Source organism: Capnocytophaga leadbetteri (assembly GCF_003054025.1).
Taxonomy (GTDB): Bacteria; Bacteroidota; Bacteroidia; order Flavobacteriales; family Flavobacteriaceae; genus Capnocytophaga; species Capnocytophaga leadbetteri.
On record NZ_QBKG01000013.1, the window covers coordinates 1 to 19,210 of the forward strand.

The following is a 19,210-nucleotide window of genomic DNA, read 5'->3' on the forward strand; positions in this document are numbered from 1 at the left end:
AAGTTATTGACTTCAGGTTTCACTCGATTCTTTAAATCTTATTTTGTGCTGTACAACATTATGTCAATGTACGTGTTGTTTCTTCTTGCAAGAGCACTTATCGTCTCATTTGCGGGTGCAAAGGTACGGCGTTTTTTTAATTCTGCAAATTTTTTAGCACTTTTTTTTCAAGTTTTTTTGAGGAGAATAGTTAAGTGGTTGGAAATCAATGGTTAGGGAGATGAAGATTTTTTGGCAGATAGCGTGATTTATGCCCATTATAGCTTATTATCACTGTATGAGGCATACTAAAAAAGTGTATTTTGTAGGCTATAGCACATTACTTTTCTAGCTCTTTAATAGTTTCAGTATTAAAAAGCGCGTGTCCTCTTTCTTCTAAGGTTGCAACAATACTGCGTATTTTCTTTTTTAACGCTAAGGGGAGTTTGTAATAAGAGCGATCTATTTGAGTATGTCGCCCATCATCTAAACTAGAATTTTGATGACGAATGGCTGTTTTTTTTCCTAAGTAGTAAATAATGAATTTGAGTCGGTTTTCTTCGTACAGTTCTCCGTACTGAGATTCTGTACCATATAGTACAATAGGGTCTACATAGCCATCGTTATTCAGGTCGGTAAGGCTTATATAGCGCGTATAGAACCACATTGCTTTTTCAGTATCATTAATAGCATCTGTAATTGTCCAGAGCACTTGGGGCGGTGTTTCTTCTTTTAGAAGCACGTTGAAAGCTTTTATAGAGGTTGCCTTATCAGGGTTGGTATTATTTTCAGAAATGATAAGATACTGCTTACCCAATCTATCTTTAAAAGCATACACTTTCCTGATAGGGAATGTTACCCCTATTTCTTTAAGCGTTTCGTAGGGGAAAAGCATTTGTACTTGTTTGTCTGTAAGAAGTGTTGCTCCTGAAGGGTCTGTTTGTGCTTGTAGTGATAAGAAACCAAAAAGCAAAAGTAGATAAAGATTTTTCATAAAAAGTAAACGAATTAAAAAAGCTGCTCCATTTTGCAGAAGCAGCTTTTTTTATTTATTGTTTTTTTGTCATTAAACCACTCCTTGGTCAAGCATAGCGTGCGCTACTTTCATAAAGCCTGCTATGTTAGCCCCTTTCACGTAGTTAATATAACCATCTTCTTGTCCGTATTTTAGACAAGCGTTGTGGATAGACTCCATAATATGGTGCAATTTAGCATCTACTTCTTCAGCTCTCCACGCAAGGTGTGCTGCATTTTGGGTCATTTCAAGACCTGAAGTAGCTACCCCTCCTGCATTCACCGCTTTACCTGGGGCAAATGGCAATTTAGCATCTTGGAAAGCTTTGATAGCTTCTGGTGTACAACCCATATTCGATACTTCTGCTACCAATTTCACACCGTTAGCGATAAGCATCTTCGCATCTTCTTCGTTCAATTCGTTTTGGAAAGCACAAGGCAAAGCAATATCACAAGGGATTACCCACGCTTTTTTACCAGCGGTAAATTTACTTTCTTTTGCAAATTTCTCAGCAAAAGGAGCTACGATATTGCGGTTAGAAGCGCGAAGCTCTAATAAATAGTCTATCATTTCGTGAGTCATACCATTAGGCACTTCCACACAACCATCAGGACCTGACAGACCAATCACTTTAGCCCCTAACTGAGTAGCTTTTTGCGATGCTCCCCAAGCTACGTTACCAAAGCCCGATACTACCACGCGTTGTCCTTTAAGGTCTTTACCAAGTTTTTTAAGCATATGGTCTACGAAGTAAAGCGCTCCATAACCAGTAGCTTCCGGACGGATAAGAGAGCCTCCCCAGTTAATACCTTTCCCAGTAAGTACTCCTGTGTTGTACTCGCGAGCCAATTTTTTGTACATTCCGTACATATAGCCTATTTCGCGACCACCTACACCCACGTCTCCGGCAGGTACATCGGTATCAGGACCTATATGTTGCCATAGTTCAAGCATAAAGGCTTGGCAGAAACGCATAATTTCAGCGTCCGATTTACCGGTAGGGTCAAAGTCTGAACCTCCTTTAGCGCCCCCCATAGGTAGCGTAGTAAGAGCATTTTTGAAAGTTTGCTCAAAGCCGAGGAATTTAAGCATCGATAGGTTTACAGCTTTATGGAAGCGGATACCTCCTTTGTAAGGACCTATGGCAGCGTTAAATTGCACGCGGTAACCGAGGTTGCTTTGTACTTCGCCTTTGTCATCTACCCAATCTACGCGGAAGGTAAAGATGCGGTCAGGCTCTACGATGCGTTCCACAATTTTAGCTTTAGCAAATTCAGGGTGCTGATTATACACCTCTTCTACCGACTCAAGCACTTCGTGTACTGCCTGTAAGTACTCTTTTTCTCCTGGGTGTTTAGCCTCCAAAGAGGTCATAATTTTTTTTACATCCATAATATATTAATTCGTTATGTAATTATTTGGTTATTTATACTAATGAGCGACAAAGGTAGTTAATATTATTGAACCGCGCAAAGAAAACGAAAGAAATTTTTATAAAATATTTTTATTTCAAAAGAAAATGAAGTTTTTACCTAACATACAAAAAACCATTTTGCCTTTCTATCTTGCCATTTTTGCTGTAACTAACTACATAGAAATAAGTGCCGTGCAACGCTTTATTATTATTTATAAAGTTTTTAATATTAGCATATCCTCTAAACCAATCACCATTTTTGCCATAATCCTTGTTCTCATATACTTTCAAGCCCATTTCATCAAAGATAAGAAGATGAATAGGCGTAGTAACATCTACCCCCTCTACTGCAAAATAGTTCTGAGGGTTAGCTGACGAAACTCCGTTATAGATAACGACCCTCTTTTCTGGCTCTTGCGGAAGTGGATTAGGCTGGGGCTCTGGTTTAGGTTCTGGTTTAGGTTCTGGTTTAGGTTCGGGCTTAGGTTCGGGCTTGGGTTCTGGTTTAGGCTCTGGCAATTCTGCTTTCTTTTTAATTTTAAAACCACCATTAGGCACTAACTTCCCGTTAGATGTTTTATAAGGAGCCACATTGGTAGTAGCAAAAGCTATATGGTCTATCACCTCTACCTTGATAACTCCTGCGGGAAGTTGTATCTTCTTTTGTTTGCCCCATTCTACAGTACCGACCTCTATATTAGGGAGGGTAATCTCGCAACTACCATCGTTTTCGGTGCTTTCCACCAAAGTATATTTAAAGGTTTTCCCAAAATCATCAGAAAGAAGAATGCGCACTTTGCTATTCGCATCAAAGAAATTAGGGTCTACTTGCCAGTTTAGCGTGAGGGAAGCGCCCCCTTCATACTCATCATTCATTCCATTAGTGATAGCGAAAGTCTTACCCTCTGCAATAATCACTTTTACAGTCACCATATCGTAATTCACAAAGTGCTGAGGCGCAGGATTCGAAGCCGCTAACCAAAAAAGGTGTTCACCTTTTGCATTTGTGCGTGTGTAGTTTATAAATCCACCCAAATCACTGTATTGGGTCTGAAAAGTAATAGGTTCTTTACCCGTTTTCCCTTTACGAGTGAGGAACTTAGGGTCATTTACGCCTGCCTTGCTGGTCAGTTGCGCTGTGTAATAAATCGGAATACCATTAGTATTAGTCGCATTGATATAGAATTGGAAGTAAGTATCCTTAGGAATTGTATAAGTTTCTTGCAACTTAGTGCGGTTTATCGTAGGGAAAGAACTTTCAGTTTTGATGCCGTAGGCGTAATTGAAGTTACTCACATCATTCCCATTGCGGTTTACTAACTGAGTGCGTTCAGGGTCTTTAAAATAAGAGCGATTGACAATCCCACCGCGTATTTGATAAGCTGTAGGCAGCGAAAAGAAAGCCCCATCAGGAAAATTATTGCTATAGCCCATTAGCGATTGACCATAAGCGGGCTCTGTATAGAGAGAGTTACCCGAATAAGCATTCTTAAAAGTGTGGTCGGCGCCAAATAAGTGTCCTATTTCGTGGGCTATGGTAGCATTGTCAGCTATTGCCGAAGCCCCTCCTTTTCGTATAAGGCGGAACCCTCCAGAAAAGAAAGCAAGCCCCGATAAGGTGGAATCAGTTCCAGGCGCAATCACTATTCCCAAATCATATTGTTTATCGCCTATAAGTTCATTTATTTTTTCAGTAGAATTTTCAATAATATCTCTTCGCGAAGTTTGGTCGTATAGCTGCTTCGTAGCCTCCTGAATAATAAGCCGGTCATTAGCCACTATACTAAATTTTACCCCAATATCACGTACATACACCTCATTGAGAAAAACTTCAAGGTTAAGTAAAAAATCTTTTACTTGTTTTATATCACTGCTGAAAGTATTAGCGAAGTCGTGATAATCAATAAGTACTGCCAACCGGTAGAGATACAAGATACCCTCAGGGTCGTTAGGCATTATAGAAGTAAGAGAGGTAATAGGACGAGCTGTGTGGCTGCTTTGAAGAGAGGTGCCACATTTATTATTAGGGTTGTGGTGAAAGCGTACCTTTGCCGATAGCTCACCTTGTGGAGTGCTTGTCAGTTGGTAAGTCGTGCCTTCCCATTGCAAACTGCCAGAAGCCTCCTTGTTAGGGTGTATTACCAAAGTGGCGACAAACTGATTTTGGTAGTAACCTACAAAGGTATGGATACCTTTATTTTGCTGCGAGTTCTCCCGTTCTTGCCACTCCAAAGTAAGAGTTTCATCAGTAGGGAGAGCTATATTCCCACTTAGGGTCGATTGTGCATAAGTTGTCTGTAAGCTAAAAAATAGCCATAAAAACAAGAGGTGGATAATGTGTTTCATTGCAAAAAAAAGCCTCCACACTTTCACGCGGAGGCTTAGTATTAACTTTAAAAATCTAATATTATGACCTTATTACGATTACAAAGCTACACGTTTGAAGCCAGTAATTTCTACGTTTTTAGATTTTACAAAATCTGAAACTTTTTTGCTTTCGTCATAGATATACACTTGGTCAAGAAGAGCTTTCTCTTGGTCAAGGGTAGTGTTATCAGAGATAAAGCGTTGTATTTTACCAGGAAGGATTTTATCCCATATTTGTTCAGGTTTACCTTCTGCTTTTAGTTCAGCTTTAGCATCAGCTTCAGCTTTAGCTAATACTTCAGCAGTAAGCTGAGCGTACGATACGTACTGAGGTACGTGTTTTAGCGGTTTGCCCAAACGGTGTAGTTCTTCGTTTTCTTTTTCAATAATAGCGATACGAGCTTCAGTTTCTTTAGCTATATACTCAGCGCTAAAGTCTTTGTATGAAAGAGTTTCAGCACCCATAGCAGCGATTTGCATCGCTAAGTTTTTACTTACTTCAGCAGCATCAGCGATAGCGCTTGATAGACCTACGATAGCAGCAATCTTATTACCGTTGTGAATGTAAGAACCTACAAAAGGAGCTTCAACTTTTTCAAAAGCACCAAGTTCTATTTTCTCACCTATCACACCAGTTTGCTCGATAAGTTTCTCAGCTACGGTGATACCTTTATAGTTAATAGCAAGAAGTTCTTCTTTGTTGTTTACGCCAAGAGCAAGTTCAGCCAAATCTTTAGCAAGAGCTACGAAATCAGCATTTTTAGCTACGAAGTCAGTTTCGCAGTTAAGCGAGATGATAGCACCTACTGTATGGTTTCCGTTTACTTGAGCGATAACAGCACCTTCTTTAGAATCGCGGTCAGCGCGCTTAGCAGCTACTTTCTGACCTTTTTTGCGCAATACTTCTATTGCTTTATCAAAATCGCCTTCGGCTTCTATAAGGGCTGCTTTACAGTCCATCATACCAGCACCAGTGGCTTGTCTTAGTTTATTTACGTCTGCGGCGGTAATATTTGCCATTTTATTAAAATTTTAATGTGAATGACAAATGACAAATTTATGGTTTGTCATTTGTCATTAAGTAATTATTCATTAGTTTCTTTTTCTGCTGTAGCGGTTCTATTAGCAAGACCTTCATTCACAGCTTCAGTGATGTATGAAAGTACTTTGTCGATAGATTTTGAAGCATCGTCATTAGCAGGGATAGCAAAATCTACCTCACGTGGGTCAGAGTTTGTATCTACCATTGCAAAAATAGGAATGTTTAATCTTTGAGCTTCTTTTACAGCAATGTGTTCGCGTAGGGTATCAACCACAAAGAGGGCACCTGGTAAGCGCGACATATCGGCTATCGAACCTAAGTTCTTTTCTAGTTTTTCTCTCAAACGTTCTACGTGTAGTTTTTCACGTTTTGAAAGGGTATCAAAGGTACCGTCTTTTTTCATTTTGTCGATTGACGACATTTTTTTCACAGCCTTGCGGATAGTCACAAAGTTGGTAAGCATACCACCTGGCCAACGTTCTGTGATGTAAGGCATTTTCACTGATGTAGCTTTTTCTGCTACTACATCTTTAGCTTGTTTTTTTGTGGCTACGAAAAGTACTTTCTTGCCAGAAGCTACTATCTTCTTAAGCGCTTCAGCAGCTTCTTCTATTTTAGCAGCGGTTTTGTAAAGGTTTATTACGTGTATACCGTTGCGTTCCATATAGATGTAGGGAGCCATATTAGGGTTCCATTTACGCGTAAGGTGACCGAAATGTACGCCTGCATCTAATAATTCTTTAATTTCTATGTTATTTGCCATTTTTGTTTTTTAAATAGTTTACGTTCCTACAGCGTCAGCAATGGCTTGGAGAGGCTTTTCTTATCTGATAAACAACCGCCTGAGCCATTTGGATGCTAAACTAAGGAGCAAATTTAATTTTGAATTTTAAATTTTGAATTAAGAACTCAAAATTCATAATTATCCTAACGTTTAGAGAATTGGAATCTCTTACGTGCTTTCTTCTGACCGAATTTCTTACGTTCTACCATACGAGGGTCACGAGTTAACAGACCTTCTGGTTTTAGGGTAGCGCGGTTTTCAGCGTCTAATTGGCAAAGCGCACGTGCTATAGCCAAGCGAGTTGCTTCTGCTTGTCCAGTGATACCTCCTCCGTATACATTTACCTTCACATCATATGCGTCTTCAGCTCCAACTAAAGCAAGAGCTTGTTTCACTTTATACTGAAGGGTAGGAGTAGTAAAATAATTGTTAAGTTCGCGTTTGTTTACGGTTATGGTACCGTTGCCTGCTTTTAGGTAGATACGCGCTACGGCGGTTTTTCTTCTACCGATAGTGTGAATTACATCCATTATTTAAGATCGTTTAAGTTAATGGCAGTAGGCTGTTGTGCTTCGTGTTTGTGCTCAGTGCCTACATACACTTTTAGGTTACGTAATACAGCTGCACCCAATTTTGTTTTAGGCAACATACCTTTTACAGCTTTTTCAATGATACGTTCTGGGTGTTTAGCTAGTAGGTCTTTCACGCCTACTGTGCGTTGTCCGCCTGGATAGCCAGTGTGGCGAAGATATGTTTTATCTTCCCATTTGTTACCCGTAAGGTTGATTTTCTCAGCATTTACAACTATTACGTTGTCGCCGCAATCAACGTGAGGGGTGTATTCAGGTTTATACTTACCGCGAAGTAGCTTAGCCACTTTAGAGGCAAGTCGACCCAAAGTTTGTCCGTCAGCATCTACCAAAACCCACTGTTTGTTTACAGTAGCTTTATTGGCAGAGATGGTTTTGTAGCTTAATGTGTCCACTCTTTGTGATTTTTATTATAAATTAAACATTCCTTTTAGTGCCAACAAAGGGCACTCCTATTTTTAGGGCGCAAAAGTACAACTTTTTTTTGAAACAGCAAAAAAAATTAATTAACAAATTTCAAAATCGCCAAATTGGCAAATCGGCAAATCGACAAATTAGCAAATTAGCTAATTGGCAAATCAAAACTTATTTTGCTCTATAATTTCTTTGTTAGCGCATAAGTAAGTCAGCCAAATATAATCAAAAAGATGTTTTTTACCATTGTGCTTCCCTCTATTTTTCTTTTGCTTAGCAAGGTTCACTATATATTTATTAGGCATTTCTGGCTGAAAGGTCAAAACGCCTTCTTTGTTGGTAATACCAGTAATGCTTTTATCTACTGAAAAATCAAAGGTAACTTTCTCTTTCTTTAGTCCTCTTTTTTTGTAGAAGGCTCTATACTCCTGTGCGTCTCCTTTAGCGGGAGCCACCCCCAATCTAAAAAACGACTTATCACCCAAGACAACCGTTTCAGTCAGCGGTTTCGTACTCACAAAAGCAACGGACTGATACCTCAAGCGCATCCTTTTGTATACTTTAGCCACCAAATGATTAATATTCAATTTGTAAACGCCCTCTTCTTCTACCTTAAAATGAGCGTAATAACACCATTCTGACTGCTTCTTTTCCAAAACAGTCTCTTTCCCCGAAGGGGAGATGAGTGAAAGTGAAAGCGTATTCAAGTCAGAATACCATTTAGCGGTAGGTGTAGGCTTATTGGTTTCATTCGGTTCACCGAAGAAAATGCGCACCTCGTGCCAATCGCCTATCTTTGCCTCTGTGTTGGTTTCAATCCAAATAGCGTGTCCCATAGCCTGCTGAGCCAGCAGAGCTAGCAATATCCATAAATACCTCATTTTCATATTAAAAATTTTCATTATCACTTAATTTATATCTAAAACTAGGATAGCCTCCTTTTAGTCTTTCATTCACATAGTCATAAAACTGTATTTTCACAAACTTACCTTTAGCTGTTTTCAGCAAGTAAACCTCATTTCTATTTTTGTATTTCCCTCCACTGATGTAGGTTACATAAAGCGAAGCCTCTTGAGAGAAAGTACCTTCTTTTTTAGTTTCAACGTTTTTTACTACGTCCCAACCGTTTAGCGTTCCTATCGCATCTACTTTATAGCCTGTGGGAGGAGCTATAACCACCTTATCCCAATCTGTTTTTTTAGTGTTAATAGCACCCCCCTTTCCTTTGCCGGAGGTACCGCTATTGGTTTTCACATACCAGCGTTGGAAAGCTATATCCCACGTAAGGTCAGTTTCAGGCGAACTCACCTCTACAATAGCTCCTTTTTCAAGCGAGTAATACACCCATTTTTCATACGATGTCGCATTTAGCATCTTTACATCATTGGTAACAGACAAGGGTTCTGCCTCATCTTTTTCTTTTTTACAAGCAATCAAACTCAGACTGCCCACTACTGATAAAATAAATACTTTGTAATTCATAGTTTTGTTATTTGAGTGGGCAAAGGTATAAAATATTTTTAGATAAACCTAAAAATAAAGTTTTAATTTATATTAAATTATTTTTAACGATATTTAAATTATAGAGAATTCAATATAAGATACATAGTCCATTATGATGTTCGTGTATAAGCTCCCCCTTTGAAGGAAGTCCGCGAGCTGGCGCAGCGGAGTATGTGTAAGGAGGGGGGTACATATACACTTAATAATCAATATATTATAACAAAATCTTATATACAGAAGACTTCATCACTACTAACACAAAAAAACACTGTTTTATCAGCCTGCAACAGCCTCTTAAAACAGTGTTTTTTATTCTTTTTTAATCTTCTCATCGACAAATCGCCAAATCGACAAATTGGCAAATCGGCAAATCGCCTTTTTTCTCCAACTGACGGAGCTTTTTGATGTGTTTTGCTACTGCTTCGGTCATATTATTTGTCAATTTAATTAGTTGTGTAGATGCCCTTTTTATAATCCAAAAATAGCTAACTTGATGGCAATAAGCCTTTGGCTTTTAATTCATTTATTCAGCTTCTGAGACTTCTTGAAAATCATCGTCATCATCATAGGAAGTGTAATCCCATTCTAAGCCAAAGTTTTCCATAGCGTCTAAAAGAGTATCAAATAACTTTTGTTGAGTGCTACCTGTAAAAATAGCAGTGGCTCGGTTTGAGTCTTGATGTATGGCAAGGGTAATGACTATTTGAAAATCGGTATCGGTAAAGGTGCGTTGTCCTTCCCAACTGAGAGAGGTGAGTTCGGTATATTGTTTTTCTATATGGGCAACTGCTCCTGTGGGTACTTCAAAGTCTTCCATTTTCCAACCGCCCATTGCATTAGCATTGTAACGCAAGCCTCCCATCACACCGTTGTAAATAGCTATGTACAGCCAAAAGTCCGAGAGACTTTGAGTTTCTTGTATCCAATTGGGGTCGGTTTCGGAGCCGTAATTACCCCAAACGGGTGGATTAGGGTTGGTTAAATCTTCTTTGCGGATAGCCCACATCACTACTCCTTGGTTTTCTTCACAAAAGCATAAGTAATCGCCTGCAAAATACAATTGCTGAGGTGTTGCCAACGAGTTATAGGATTGGTTTATACTTTTGGTTGCCCCTAACTGTAGGTAATACGCTCGGAACTCCTCAGGCAAGGTGATGCACAAGCGTTTTTCAGCTTTTAACAACTGTGCTTCCGAGAAGCCTTTGCAGTCCTTGGGTGTGAGATTGTATAGTTTTTTAATGTTTTCCATATTAATATTTCAATAAATAAAAGCCCCATATCATATTGCTAAACTCTCCTGCTACAAAGCTGTGTGTCTCGCCGTTTATCACTACTTCATAAAGGGTAAAAGATTTTTCGGCGTGGTAGAGAGGGTCTGTTACTTTTACATATTCTCCCGTTTCTTGCCATTTGTAGTCAAATATATTTACGCCAAAGAGTTTTACCTCGCCTTCTACTCCCGAGGTTTCAAACTGCCACGTTTTTTGCTTGAATAATTTCATTCTTTAATTATTTTTCTACCTATAAAATTCATTTGAAAGCTATCTTTTTCTTTAGTGAGTATAAGCTGTTGTTGCTCAAAGAACATTAAGAGTCTTTCGTTTTCTGGTAATGTGAATTTGCTTGCTATCTCATTGTTCTCTAATGAAAACTTACAAAAAGTATTTGTTTTTTCGTAACAATCCATTAAAAAGAGATATTTTTCATCTTTAGAAAGCTTAAAATCGTCAAATTTTATATTGAAAGGGCTTAAATCATAATCTTTATAAGTGCCATCGGGAGCCATTTTACGGATAATGGATAGAAGTTTTCTGTTGTTATCACATAAATTCATATAAATATTGCCTTTACTGTCTTTTACTACAGACCTATAAGGGGCAGTATTGAAAAGTATCTCTATTTTATCTTTTACCAAATCGTAACGTTGTATTGCTGTAGGCGCATAGATAAGGAGGTGGTTATCATCTTCAAAATCAAGAGATAAACACCCCTCCACCTTGGTTACTTTTCTTTTTTTAGTGCCTTCAATACAATTGAAAGCAAAGAGATTTTTATCAGCTGAATTCATCAAGAAAAAAATAGGCTGATAATTAAAAGCCATACAGCTAGCGGTTTTAGGGAAATTCTTATCATATATATCGGTGATAAGCAGGTTTTCACGTTGTATTCTTAACAAATAGTCGTCAGATAGAACTAATATGAATTGTGTATCGGGAGTAAAGTATATTTCCTTAATATTATTTTTTAAAGATACAGAAGCTTCTTCCTCACCTGTAGCAAACGACAAGCGGCGTAGATGTGTATATCTTCCATAATCATCTTCGGCTCCACCCCCTACATAAAAGCAATTAGGGTTAAAAGGGTCGGCTATAGGGGTAATATTAAAAGCGGACGATTGTTTAAACTGTTTCTTCCAAATGATTTCTGTTTGCATAGTAAAACTCTGATGAATATTTCCCTCTTCTCTTTATTTCTCCAATCTTCAAAAAACATTTTTTCTCATCTTCAAATCGCCAAATCGCCAAATCGCCAAATTGGCAAATCACCTAATTGGCAAATCGACTAATTACTTCCGGAAAATGCTGATACTCTAATTGGTGTATTTTTTCAGCCAAAGTATCAGCAGTATCGGTGGGGAGTACCTCCGTTTTCGCTTGGAAGATAATATTCCCCTCATCGTAATGCTCATTTACGTAGTGAATAGTGATGCCACTTTCCTTTTCGCCGTGGTCAATCACCGCTTGGTGCACATAGGCGCCATACATACCCTTACCGCCGTATTTAGGTAACAGCGAAGGGTGTATGTTAATAATCTTATCAGGGTAAGCCTCAGTCAGGTACGCAGGCACTTTCCAGAGGAAGCCCGCCAATACTATAAGGTCAGGCTGCAAACTTCTAACGATGTTAAGCACTATATCCGAATGGTAAAACGCCTGCCTATCGAATACTATCGAGGGGATAGCCAGCCGTTTGGCACGCGCTAGCACACCCGCTTGCGGATTGTTAGATAGGATAGCCTGCACTTGTGCAGTACCTTTTTCAGCGAAATAAGTAGCGATACGTTCGGCGTTAGAGCCCGAACCAGACGCAAAAACAACTATTTTTAGCATTTTTTATAGGGGTTAGTTAGGGTTAGTGTCATTTATACAAAAGTGCTTTTTCGTATAAATGATAGAGTCCTCATTTATACAAAAGTGCCTTTTCGTATAAATGACAACACTATTTAAGAAATAAATTTAATAACGGTTCATTAATATAGTAACTAGTTTTCCACTTCTGAACTTTTGTCAGATAACCTTCCTTTGTCAGTATTTCTAAGTACTTACGCGCTGTTTGATAACTTACATTCAAATCAGCCTCTAAAAACTCAATTTTAGTGTAAGGGTTTTTAAAAAGGTTATTAAGCAAATCCTGACTATATACTTTAGGCAAGTTAGTACGTAGGCGTTGTTTAGTTTGCTGCATCAGTACTTTGATGTTTTCTACCAAACTTATAGTTTCAATAGCCGTTACTTCTACTCCTTTTAACAAGTACAATATAAGCGTTTGCCAGTCACTGTCAGTTCTTACCCCTTGCAAAGCCTTGTAATAATCGTCTTTGTGCTGAATAATGTATCTACTGAGGTATAGTACGGGTAAGTCTAAAAGACCCTCTAATACCAAGTACAAAATATTGATGATACGCCCTGTACGCCCATTACCATCATAAAAAGGGTGAATACTCTCAAACTGGTAGTGAATAATAGCCATCTTAGTAAGTGGGTCAAGGTCTGAGAAATCTGGGTCGTTAATAAATTTCTCTAAGTTTGCCATAAAATTTTGTATCTCATCTTTGTCTTGAGGTGGAATATAGACTACCTCATTCTTGCTGTTGATGAGTTTTGTACCAGCTTGTGTTCTAAAACCAGCTTTATTTTCTTCTAACTGCTCCTGAATAAGCAATATATGTTTATTGAGTAGTAATTTCTGATTGCGCACAATCTCAAAGCCCATTTTCAAACCTTTGGCATAGTTTACTACCTCTTTGCTGGCAGGGTTTGTTTCTATCATAATATGCTCTTTATAGAGGTCATCGTGGGTAGTAACGATATTTTCTATCTCGCTACTACTCTTCGCCTCTTGCAGCGAAAGCGTATTAATAAGTATTTGCTCATTCGGAATAGTTTTAACAATCCCTTTGAGTTCTGCCAGATGTCGGTGCGAAAGCGATAGCTGCTTAAGTACTTCGCGAGTTTCTATTTCAGAGGGTGGTGGCAGTAGTGCTAAAGTAAAGTTATTTATCATATATCAGCTAATTTTCTAATTGACAAATCGGCAAATCACCTAATCGTCTCATTAGTTCTCCTACTCTCTCATAGATAGCCTGATAGGGCAGTTCTTCTTTACCTATATATATAAGAGCCAAAGCACAAGGCTGCTTAGGGGGCGGCAGCAAATGCTTTTGCAAGCGGTAACACTCCCGAATAAGGCGTTTAAGCCTATTCCTATGCACTGCTCGCTTAAACTGACGCTTAGGCACACTTATCAGCAGCTGATAGGGCGCCTCCAAGGCAGGCATGGGCGCATAAAGCAACCGCAGCGGATAGCTACTTAAGCTATCCGCTTCGGCAAAAAGCTGCTGTATATGAGTGCGTTTGCAGAGTTTTTCTCTTTTAGGAAATGTATACAAAATAGAAAACTATTAATAATCGGCAAATGTACTACATAATTAGCAATTTAGCAAATTAGAAAAAATTTCTACCACCACCTACCCTATACAAATGATATAGGAACGATATAGGAAGAGCGAACGATAAGTGAAGGATAAGCGAAAGATGAGCGAACGATAAGCGAAGAATCGACGAAGTACAAACATCTACTAACCGACTAAAAAATAGAAAAATATACTTCTACCGCCTTTTTTAATTTTTGCTTATTAAATAGCTGTCTTTTTAGCCCCTGCTGAAATATATTCGTAACAAAAAAATATTTAATACTGATTATCAACACTTTAAAAATACAACTTTACATATAAAACTATCAAAAAATCATTTACATTTTTGACATATTAGCAACATTTTGCAGTATTATAACAGAAACACCATACCATTTTAACAATTTCATTACATTATCAGCAAAACCTCTTGTATAGGTTACTTTTGCTATAATATCATAGGCAGTATGAAAAAAAATTCTTTTTATATTTGCATTGTAGATATTTTTTATTTAGTTTTGCCCCCGTTAATAAAATAATAGTAATAGCGATGAGACAAAAACTGACGTATGTACTGCTATGGGTGCTATCGGCGGTAGGACTTTCCTATGCCCAAGAGCTCACCATCACAGGGGTAGTAAAAGACAGCGATGGCACTCCACTACCCAGTGCCTCTGTAGTTGTTAAAGGCACCTCTCACGGGGTAGCTACCGACTTAGATGGTAAATATTCCATCAAAGTCCCTAATAACAAAACGGTGCTCGTTTTCTCTTCTTTAGGAGCTAAAACCGTTGAACGCACTGTTGGTGCCAACAAAGTAATCAATGTTACCCTTCAAGACGAAGCGCAACAGCTCGAAGGGGTAGTGGTTACCGGCTACCAAGAGTTCGACCGTTCTAAATTTACCGGTAATGCCCAAACCCTCAAAGCCGACAATATCAAAATGGACGGCGTTGTAGACGTAGGGCGTATGATTGAAGGTCGTGCAGCCGGTGTAAACGTACAGAACATTTCAGGTACTTTTGGTACTTCACCTAAAATCACCATTCGTGGGGGTTCATCTATCTTTGGCGATACCAAACCGCTATGGGTAGTCGATGGGGCTGTACAAGAAGAGGTAGTACCGCTAACCTTCGAACAGCTCGCCTCTGGTGATGCTTCTACCTTAGTAAGCTCAGCTATCTCAGGTATCAATGCCAACGACATCGAGAGCATCGAAATCCTTAAAGATGCTTCAGCGCTTTCACTCTATGGGGCACGTGCGCTCAACGGTGCAGTGATTATCACCACCAAAGGGGGCAAACGCAATATGAAAACCCAAGTGAATTACCAGTTAGAGGAATCAGTGCGTATGGTGCCTACCTATAGCCAGTACGACATTATGAACTCTCAAGAGACAATGGACGTATACCAAGAGTTAGAGCGCAAAGGCTACTTCTCACTCTCTTCACACACCCAAGGCCGTTATGGTGGGGTATACAATATTATGTACCGCGCTATCGATACTTACGACCCTGCTACAGGCAAGTTTTTACTCGAAAATTCCGATGCAGCGCGTGCAGCTTTCTTGCGCAAATACGAATACGCCAATACCGATTGGTTTAAAACCCTATTCCGCCCTTCACTTACCCAAAACCATACCGTGAGCCTTTCTGGTGGAGGCGAAAACGCTTCTATCTATGGTTCAATAGGTTTCTTTGCCGACCCAGGTTGGACAATAGCCGACCGCGTACACCGCGTTACAGGTAACTTAAAGACAAGTTATACCCTTTCTCCTAATGTGAAGATAGGAATCCTTACCCAAGGTTCTATCCGTACTCAAAAAGCACCGGGTACTTTTGCTCGTTCAGAAAACACTGTTAGTGGGGGTTACGACCGCGATTTCGATATCAACCCTTTCAGTTATGCGCTCAACACCAGCCGCACTTTGCGTCCGTATGACGATAATGGCAACCTCGAGTACTACCGCTATAACTACGCTAAGATGAATATCCTTAACGAGCTAGCTAATAACTACATCGACCTGAATGTTATCGAGTTAAAACTACAAGGCGATTTAGAGATAAAATTGGCTAAAGGATTAAAATATAACTTCTTAGGGTCTGTGCGCCACGTAAAGAGCAGCAGCGAACACTCTATCACCGAAGATTCTAACGTGTCAAATGCTTACCGTGCTGCCGAAACTACTATAGTAAGACAGCAAAACCCTTTCTTATTCACCGATCCTAACGACCCAGAAGCTATTGCCAAAGTAGTAATGCCTGAAGGAGGTATCTTTAAGCTAAGCGAAAACAACTTGCAAAGCTACTATTTCCGTAATGCATTAGAGTTCAAAAGACTACTCAAAGATGTACACGACATAAAGATATTCTTAGGGCAAGAGTATCGCCATACCGACCGCGATAATAATAACTTCACAGGTTATGGCTATCAGTTCAACCGCGGAGGCACCGTTTTCACCGATTACCGTGCCGTACAAAAGGCTATTGACGAAAGCAACCCTTATTATGGCAAATCATACACCAAAGAGCGTGGTATAGCTTTCTTCTCTCAAGGTACTTACACTTACGACAACCGCTACGTATTGGCAGGTACACTCAATTACGAAGGTACTAACCAATTAGGCCGCAGTCGTTCAGCGCGTTGGTTACCTACGTGGAATATCAGTGGCCGTTGGAATGCTAGCAACGAGAAGTTCTTAGAAAACAATAGCACCATCTCTAACCTTGCTTTCAGAGCCAGCTACGGACTTATCGCAGGCTTAAGCCCTGCAAGTAATGCCTTGCCTATCTTCAGAAATGCCGTAATGGAGCGTTACAGAAGTGGCGATAAAGAAAGTGCTATCCGAATCTCTTCTTTGCAAAACAGCGAGCTTACTTGGGAAAAAGTATATGAAAGCAACCTAGGGCTTGAATTAGGGCTATTCAAAAACCGCCTCAACCTTTCTGCCGACATATACCAAAAGAACTCTAAAGACCTGATTGACTATGTAAATACTTCTGGTATCGGGGGGCAACGCATTAAGTTAGCCAACAATGCCTCAATGGTAACCAAAGGTATAGAGTTGGCATTAGATACTAAAAACATCAAAACAGACAACTTTAGCTGGAGTACCGGTATCAACTTTGCCTATTTCAATCAAGAAATTACCAAGCTTTCCGATGAGCCTAACGTTTACAACTTAGTACGCGATTTAGGAGGAAATGTATTAGGAGGCGCGCGCAATACCCTTTACTCATACGATTTTATCGGTCTTAGCGATAAGGGAATGCCGCTCTTCAACCTGTTAAACGGCAGTACAGCTTACCAAGATATTAACTTCCAATCAATTACTAATATCTTAAGCTATCTGAAGAAAGAAGGAGCTGTAGAGCCTAACATCACCGGAGGTCTTTCTAACACCTTCCGTTATAAAAACTGGGAACTCAGCGCCCTTATCACCGTACAAGCGGGTAATAAGATACGCAAAGCGCCTCAGTACAGTGTTGATTATAATGACCTAAGCGTTTTCCCTAAAGAAATGCGCAACCGTTGGGTAGCTGCTGGCGATGAGCAAACCACTAACATCCCTGCTATTCCAAGCAAGAGAACCATTACCGAATTAGGCGAAAACACTCTCCGAAGAGTGTATAACGCTTACAACTATTCTTCTGCAAGAGTAGTAGATGGTTCGTTTGTTCGTATGAAGAGTATAAGCCTTTCTTATACTTTTGGAAAAGAGGTACTCGATGCTTTACGCGTTAGCAACTTTAGCTTACGTTTGCAAGCTACCAATCCTTTCTTAATATATGCTGATAAAGACCTCAACGGACAAGACCCTGAGTTTTTCCGCTCTGGTGGGGTTGCTTACCCTGTTACTTCTCAGTATACATTCACTATCAATCTCGGAATTTAAAAAATGCTAACAATGAAAAAGATATATATACCTTTAGTAAGTTTAAGCTTATTTGGCTTAAGTTCTTGCGATAAATTTTTAGATGAATTGCCTGACAACCGTACTGAAATAGACACGGTCGAAGAGGTTCAAGAGCTGTTAGTAAGTGCTTACCCTAACGGACTATATATGGATATAGCCGAAACTATGAGCGATAACGCTAGCGATAAGGTTACCCTACCCGAATCAAGCCCCCTCAACACCGACTTGTATACTTGGAGAGGAAGCAACGAAACCACACGCGATACCCCAGTATTCTATTGGACAGCCGCTTATAATGCCATCGCTTCTGCTAACCAAGCCTTAGCGTCACTCGAACAGATGAAAGGAGGCAACACTCAAAAATTTCTAAAAGGCGAAGCTTTAGTAGCGCGTGCTTATGCTCACTTTATGTTAGCATATTTGTGGTGCAAACCTTTCAATCCAGCTACAGCGGCTACCGATTTAGGCTTACCTTATGTTGATAAGCCCGAAACTGTAGTGTTTGGCAAATACAAACGCATATCGCTCGAGGCTTTTTATAACGCTATCGAAAAAGACCTTAATGAGGGCTTACCTTTGATTGACAATACTAAGTACAGCAAACCCAAATTCCACTTTACTAAAGAAGCGGCTCACGCTTTTGCCACTCGTTTCTACCTATACAAAGGTGATTGGGATAAAGTTATCGAGCACGCCGACGCGATTTTGGGCAGCAATCCTCAAAGCAAATTGCGCAATGAAAAGGTGCAACAAAAGTCCCTTACAGCTTTGCAAAAACGCGAACAAAACAGCAGCAGTGCCGAAGTGTCTAACCTGTTGATAGCGGGCGTACTCTCTCAGTATCAATTCAGACAGACTTCTAACAAATACGGTATGACTTACGACTTGATGAACAACCAAATTATCAATGCGCGTACTCACCCATTAAATTTAAGTTGGGCTTATACCGTATATGGTGCTACTGTCAATAACCAAAACCTGCTAAAATTCCAACCTTATTATACTGATATGAATGTATCAGCAGGAACAGGTGTCCCTCATACTATGGTTACCCTACTATCGTATGACGAAGTTATCCTAAACCGTATGGAAGCCTACTTGATGAAAAACGAATACACTAAGTTCTTAGATGATCTAAAAGTATTCTTGCCTGTCAAAACAGAAGCTGACTTCAATAATAGCCGTCTTACCGAGAGTGTGATAGAAACCAAATACAACGGCAAAGGCACTGATCTCGACCCTGCCTATACTCTTAACTCTCGCCAACGTGTATGGTTAGCTTGCTTGTTAGATTTGCGCCGTGTACAATTCGCTTTCGAGGGGCTCCGTTGGTTCGATAACAAACGCCTCGGTATGAAGATTACCCACCTCAAAGATGGGGCTACTATCGAGTTACCTAAAAACGACCCAAGACGCGAACTACAATTGCCCGACTACGCTATAAAGCAAGGGCTTACCGCTAACCCAAGATAACAAACTTATAAAATAGCAAC

At 39.7% G+C, this 19,210-nt stretch carries 18 protein-coding genes; 3 read left to right on the top strand and 15 right to left on the bottom strand.

The window, feature by feature from the left end; translation table 11 throughout:
* Positions 1-216: hypothetical protein (locus C8P65_RS12175; protein WP_211305898.1), on the top strand; the 216-nt coding region annotated here is incomplete at its 5' end.
* A gap of 103 nt (positions 217-319) precedes the next feature.
* Here C8P65_RS12175 and C8P65_RS09335 read toward each other — a convergent pair.
* The 15 genes from C8P65_RS09335 to rnpA form a co-directional block, all read right to left on the bottom strand.
* Positions 320-973 (bottom strand): M949_RS01915 family surface polysaccharide biosynthesis protein, encoded by a 654-nt coding sequence (locus C8P65_RS09335; protein ID WP_107782571.1) that lies wholly within the window; start codon positions 971-973, stop codon positions 320-322.
* Between the two features lie 72 nt (positions 974-1,045).
* Positions 1,046-2,386, bottom strand: coding sequence for an NADP-specific glutamate dehydrogenase (gene gdhA / locus C8P65_RS09340; RefSeq protein ID WP_107782572.1), 1,341 nt, complete (start codon positions 2,384-2,386; stop codon positions 1,046-1,048).
* A 136-nt stretch (positions 2,387-2,522) separates the two neighbouring features.
* Complete coding sequence (locus C8P65_RS09345) at positions 2,523-4,754, bottom strand: zinc-dependent metalloprotease family protein (RefSeq protein ID WP_107782573.1); 2,232 nt, start codon at positions 4,752-4,754, stop codon at positions 2,523-2,525.
* Between the two features lie 78 nt (positions 4,755-4,832).
* Positions 4,833-5,795 (bottom strand): translation elongation factor Ts, encoded by a 963-nt coding sequence (gene tsf / locus C8P65_RS09350; protein WP_107782574.1) that lies wholly within the window; start codon positions 5,793-5,795, stop codon positions 4,833-4,835.
* A gap of 65 nt (positions 5,796-5,860) precedes the next feature.
* Complete coding sequence (gene rpsB, locus C8P65_RS09355; protein WP_009390757.1) at positions 5,861-6,580, bottom strand: 30S ribosomal protein S2; 720 nt, start codon at positions 6,578-6,580, stop codon at positions 5,861-5,863.
* A 164-nt stretch (positions 6,581-6,744) separates the two neighbouring features.
* Positions 6,745-7,131, bottom strand: coding sequence for a 30S ribosomal protein S9 (gene rpsI, locus C8P65_RS09360; RefSeq protein WP_009390760.1), 387 nt, complete (start codon positions 7,129-7,131; stop codon positions 6,745-6,747).
* The gene (gene rplM / locus C8P65_RS09365; RefSeq protein WP_009390763.1) at positions 7,131-7,586 is read right to left on the bottom strand and encodes a 50S ribosomal protein L13; all 456 of its coding nucleotides are present in this window, start codon (positions 7,584-7,586) and stop codon (positions 7,131-7,133) included. The genes rpsI and rplM overlap by 1 nt, the downstream gene beginning before the upstream one ends.
* Before the next feature lie 183 nt (positions 7,587-7,769).
* A complete protein-coding gene (locus tag C8P65_RS09370; protein ID WP_245887382.1) occupies positions 7,770-8,486 on the bottom strand; it encodes a hypothetical protein in 717 nt (238 codons plus the stop codon).
* 7 nt (positions 8,487-8,493) lie between these two features.
* On the bottom strand, positions 8,494-9,087 hold the full coding sequence (locus tag C8P65_RS09375) for an HmuY family protein (RefSeq protein WP_107782576.1): 594 nt from the start codon (positions 9,085-9,087) through the stop codon (positions 8,494-8,496).
* Positions 9,088-9,631: 544 nt separating this feature from the next.
* Positions 9,632-10,357: an SMI1/KNR4 family protein gene (locus tag C8P65_RS09380; RefSeq protein ID WP_107782577.1), complete on the bottom strand. Its 726-nt coding sequence runs from the start codon at positions 10,355-10,357 to the stop codon at positions 9,632-9,634.
* A 1-nt stretch (position 10,358) separates the two neighbouring features.
* Complete coding sequence (locus C8P65_RS09385; protein ID WP_107782578.1) at positions 10,359-10,610, bottom strand: hypothetical protein; 252 nt, start codon at positions 10,608-10,610, stop codon at positions 10,359-10,361.
* Positions 10,607-11,542 (bottom strand): hypothetical protein, encoded by a 936-nt coding sequence (locus C8P65_RS09390; RefSeq protein ID WP_107782579.1) that lies wholly within the window; start codon positions 11,540-11,542, stop codon positions 10,607-10,609. The genes C8P65_RS09385 and C8P65_RS09390 overlap by 4 nt, the downstream gene beginning before the upstream one ends.
* 112 nt (positions 11,543-11,654) lie before the next feature.
* A complete protein-coding gene (gene purN / locus C8P65_RS09395; protein WP_107782580.1) occupies positions 11,655-12,218 on the bottom strand; it encodes a phosphoribosylglycinamide formyltransferase in 564 nt (187 codons plus the stop codon).
* 109 nt (positions 12,219-12,327) lie between these two features.
* Positions 12,328-13,392: a Fic family protein gene (locus C8P65_RS09400; RefSeq protein ID WP_107782581.1), complete on the bottom strand. Its 1,065-nt coding sequence runs from the start codon at positions 13,390-13,392 to the stop codon at positions 12,328-12,330.
* A gap of 7 nt (positions 13,393-13,399) precedes the next feature.
* Entirely contained in the window at positions 13,400-13,777 is a 378-nt protein-coding gene (gene rnpA, locus C8P65_RS09405; protein WP_107782582.1) for a ribonuclease P protein component, read from the bottom strand.
* 574 nt (positions 13,778-14,351) lie between these two features.
* Between rnpA and C8P65_RS09410 the strand changes: the two genes are divergently transcribed.
* Both C8P65_RS09410 and C8P65_RS09415 read left to right on the top strand, forming a co-directional pair.
* Complete coding sequence (locus C8P65_RS09410; protein WP_107782583.1) at positions 14,352-17,696, top strand: SusC/RagA family TonB-linked outer membrane protein; 3,345 nt, start codon at positions 14,352-14,354, stop codon at positions 17,694-17,696.
* Positions 17,697-17,699: 3 nt separating this feature from the next.
* Positions 17,700-19,190 (top strand): RagB/SusD family nutrient uptake outer membrane protein, encoded by a 1,491-nt coding sequence (locus C8P65_RS09415; RefSeq protein ID WP_425430562.1) that lies wholly within the window; start codon positions 17,700-17,702, stop codon positions 19,188-19,190.
* Positions 19,191-19,210 lie beyond the last annotated feature (20 nt).

Excerpts from the sequence above, each read along its gene's own strand:
- C8P65_RS09335 (WP_107782571.1), bottom strand. The coding sequence starts at position 973 with ATGAAAAATCTTTATCTACTTTTGCTTTTTGGTTTCTTATCACTACAA.
- gdhA (WP_107782572.1), bottom strand. The coding sequence starts at position 2,386 with ATGGATGTAAAAAAAATTATGACCTCTTTGGAGGCTAAACACCCAGGA.
- C8P65_RS09345 (WP_107782573.1), bottom strand. The coding sequence starts at position 4,754 with ATGAAACACATTATCCACCTCTTGTTTTTATGGCTATTTTTTAGCTTA.
- tsf (WP_107782574.1), bottom strand. The coding sequence starts at position 5,795 with ATGGCAAATATTACCGCCGCAGACGTAAATAAACTAAGACAAGCCACT.
- rpsB (WP_009390757.1), bottom strand. The coding sequence starts at position 6,580 with ATGGCAAATAACATAGAAATTAAAGAATTATTAGATGCAGGCGTACAT.
- rpsI (WP_009390760.1), bottom strand. The coding sequence starts at position 7,131 with ATGGATGTAATTCACACTATCGGTAGAAGAAAAACCGCCGTAGCGCGT.
- C8P65_RS09370 (WP_245887382.1), bottom strand. The coding sequence starts at position 8,486 with ATGAGGTATTTATGGATATTGCTAGCTCTGCTGGCTCAGCAGGCTATG.
- C8P65_RS09375 (WP_107782576.1), bottom strand. The coding sequence starts at position 9,087 with ATGAATTACAAAGTATTTATTTTATCAGTAGTGGGCAGTCTGAGTTTG.
- C8P65_RS09380 (WP_107782577.1), bottom strand. The coding sequence starts at position 10,357 with ATGGAAAACATTAAAAAACTATACAATCTCACACCCAAGGACTGCAAA.
- C8P65_RS09385 (WP_107782578.1), bottom strand. The coding sequence starts at position 10,610 with ATGAAATTATTCAAGCAAAAAACGTGGCAGTTTGAAACCTCGGGAGTA.
- C8P65_RS09390 (WP_107782579.1), bottom strand. The coding sequence starts at position 11,542 with ATGCAAACAGAAATCATTTGGAAGAAACAGTTTAAACAATCGTCCGCT.
- purN (WP_107782580.1), bottom strand. The coding sequence starts at position 12,218 with ATGCTAAAAATAGTTGTTTTTGCGTCTGGTTCGGGCTCTAACGCCGAA.
- C8P65_RS09400 (WP_107782581.1), bottom strand. The coding sequence starts at position 13,392 with ATGATAAATAACTTTACTTTAGCACTACTGCCACCACCCTCTGAAATA.
- C8P65_RS09410 (WP_107782583.1), top strand. The coding sequence starts at position 14,352 with ATGAGACAAAAACTGACGTATGTACTGCTATGGGTGCTATCGGCGGTA.
- C8P65_RS09415 (WP_425430562.1), top strand. The coding sequence starts at position 17,700 with ATGCTAACAATGAAAAAGATATATATACCTTTAGTAAGTTTAAGCTTA.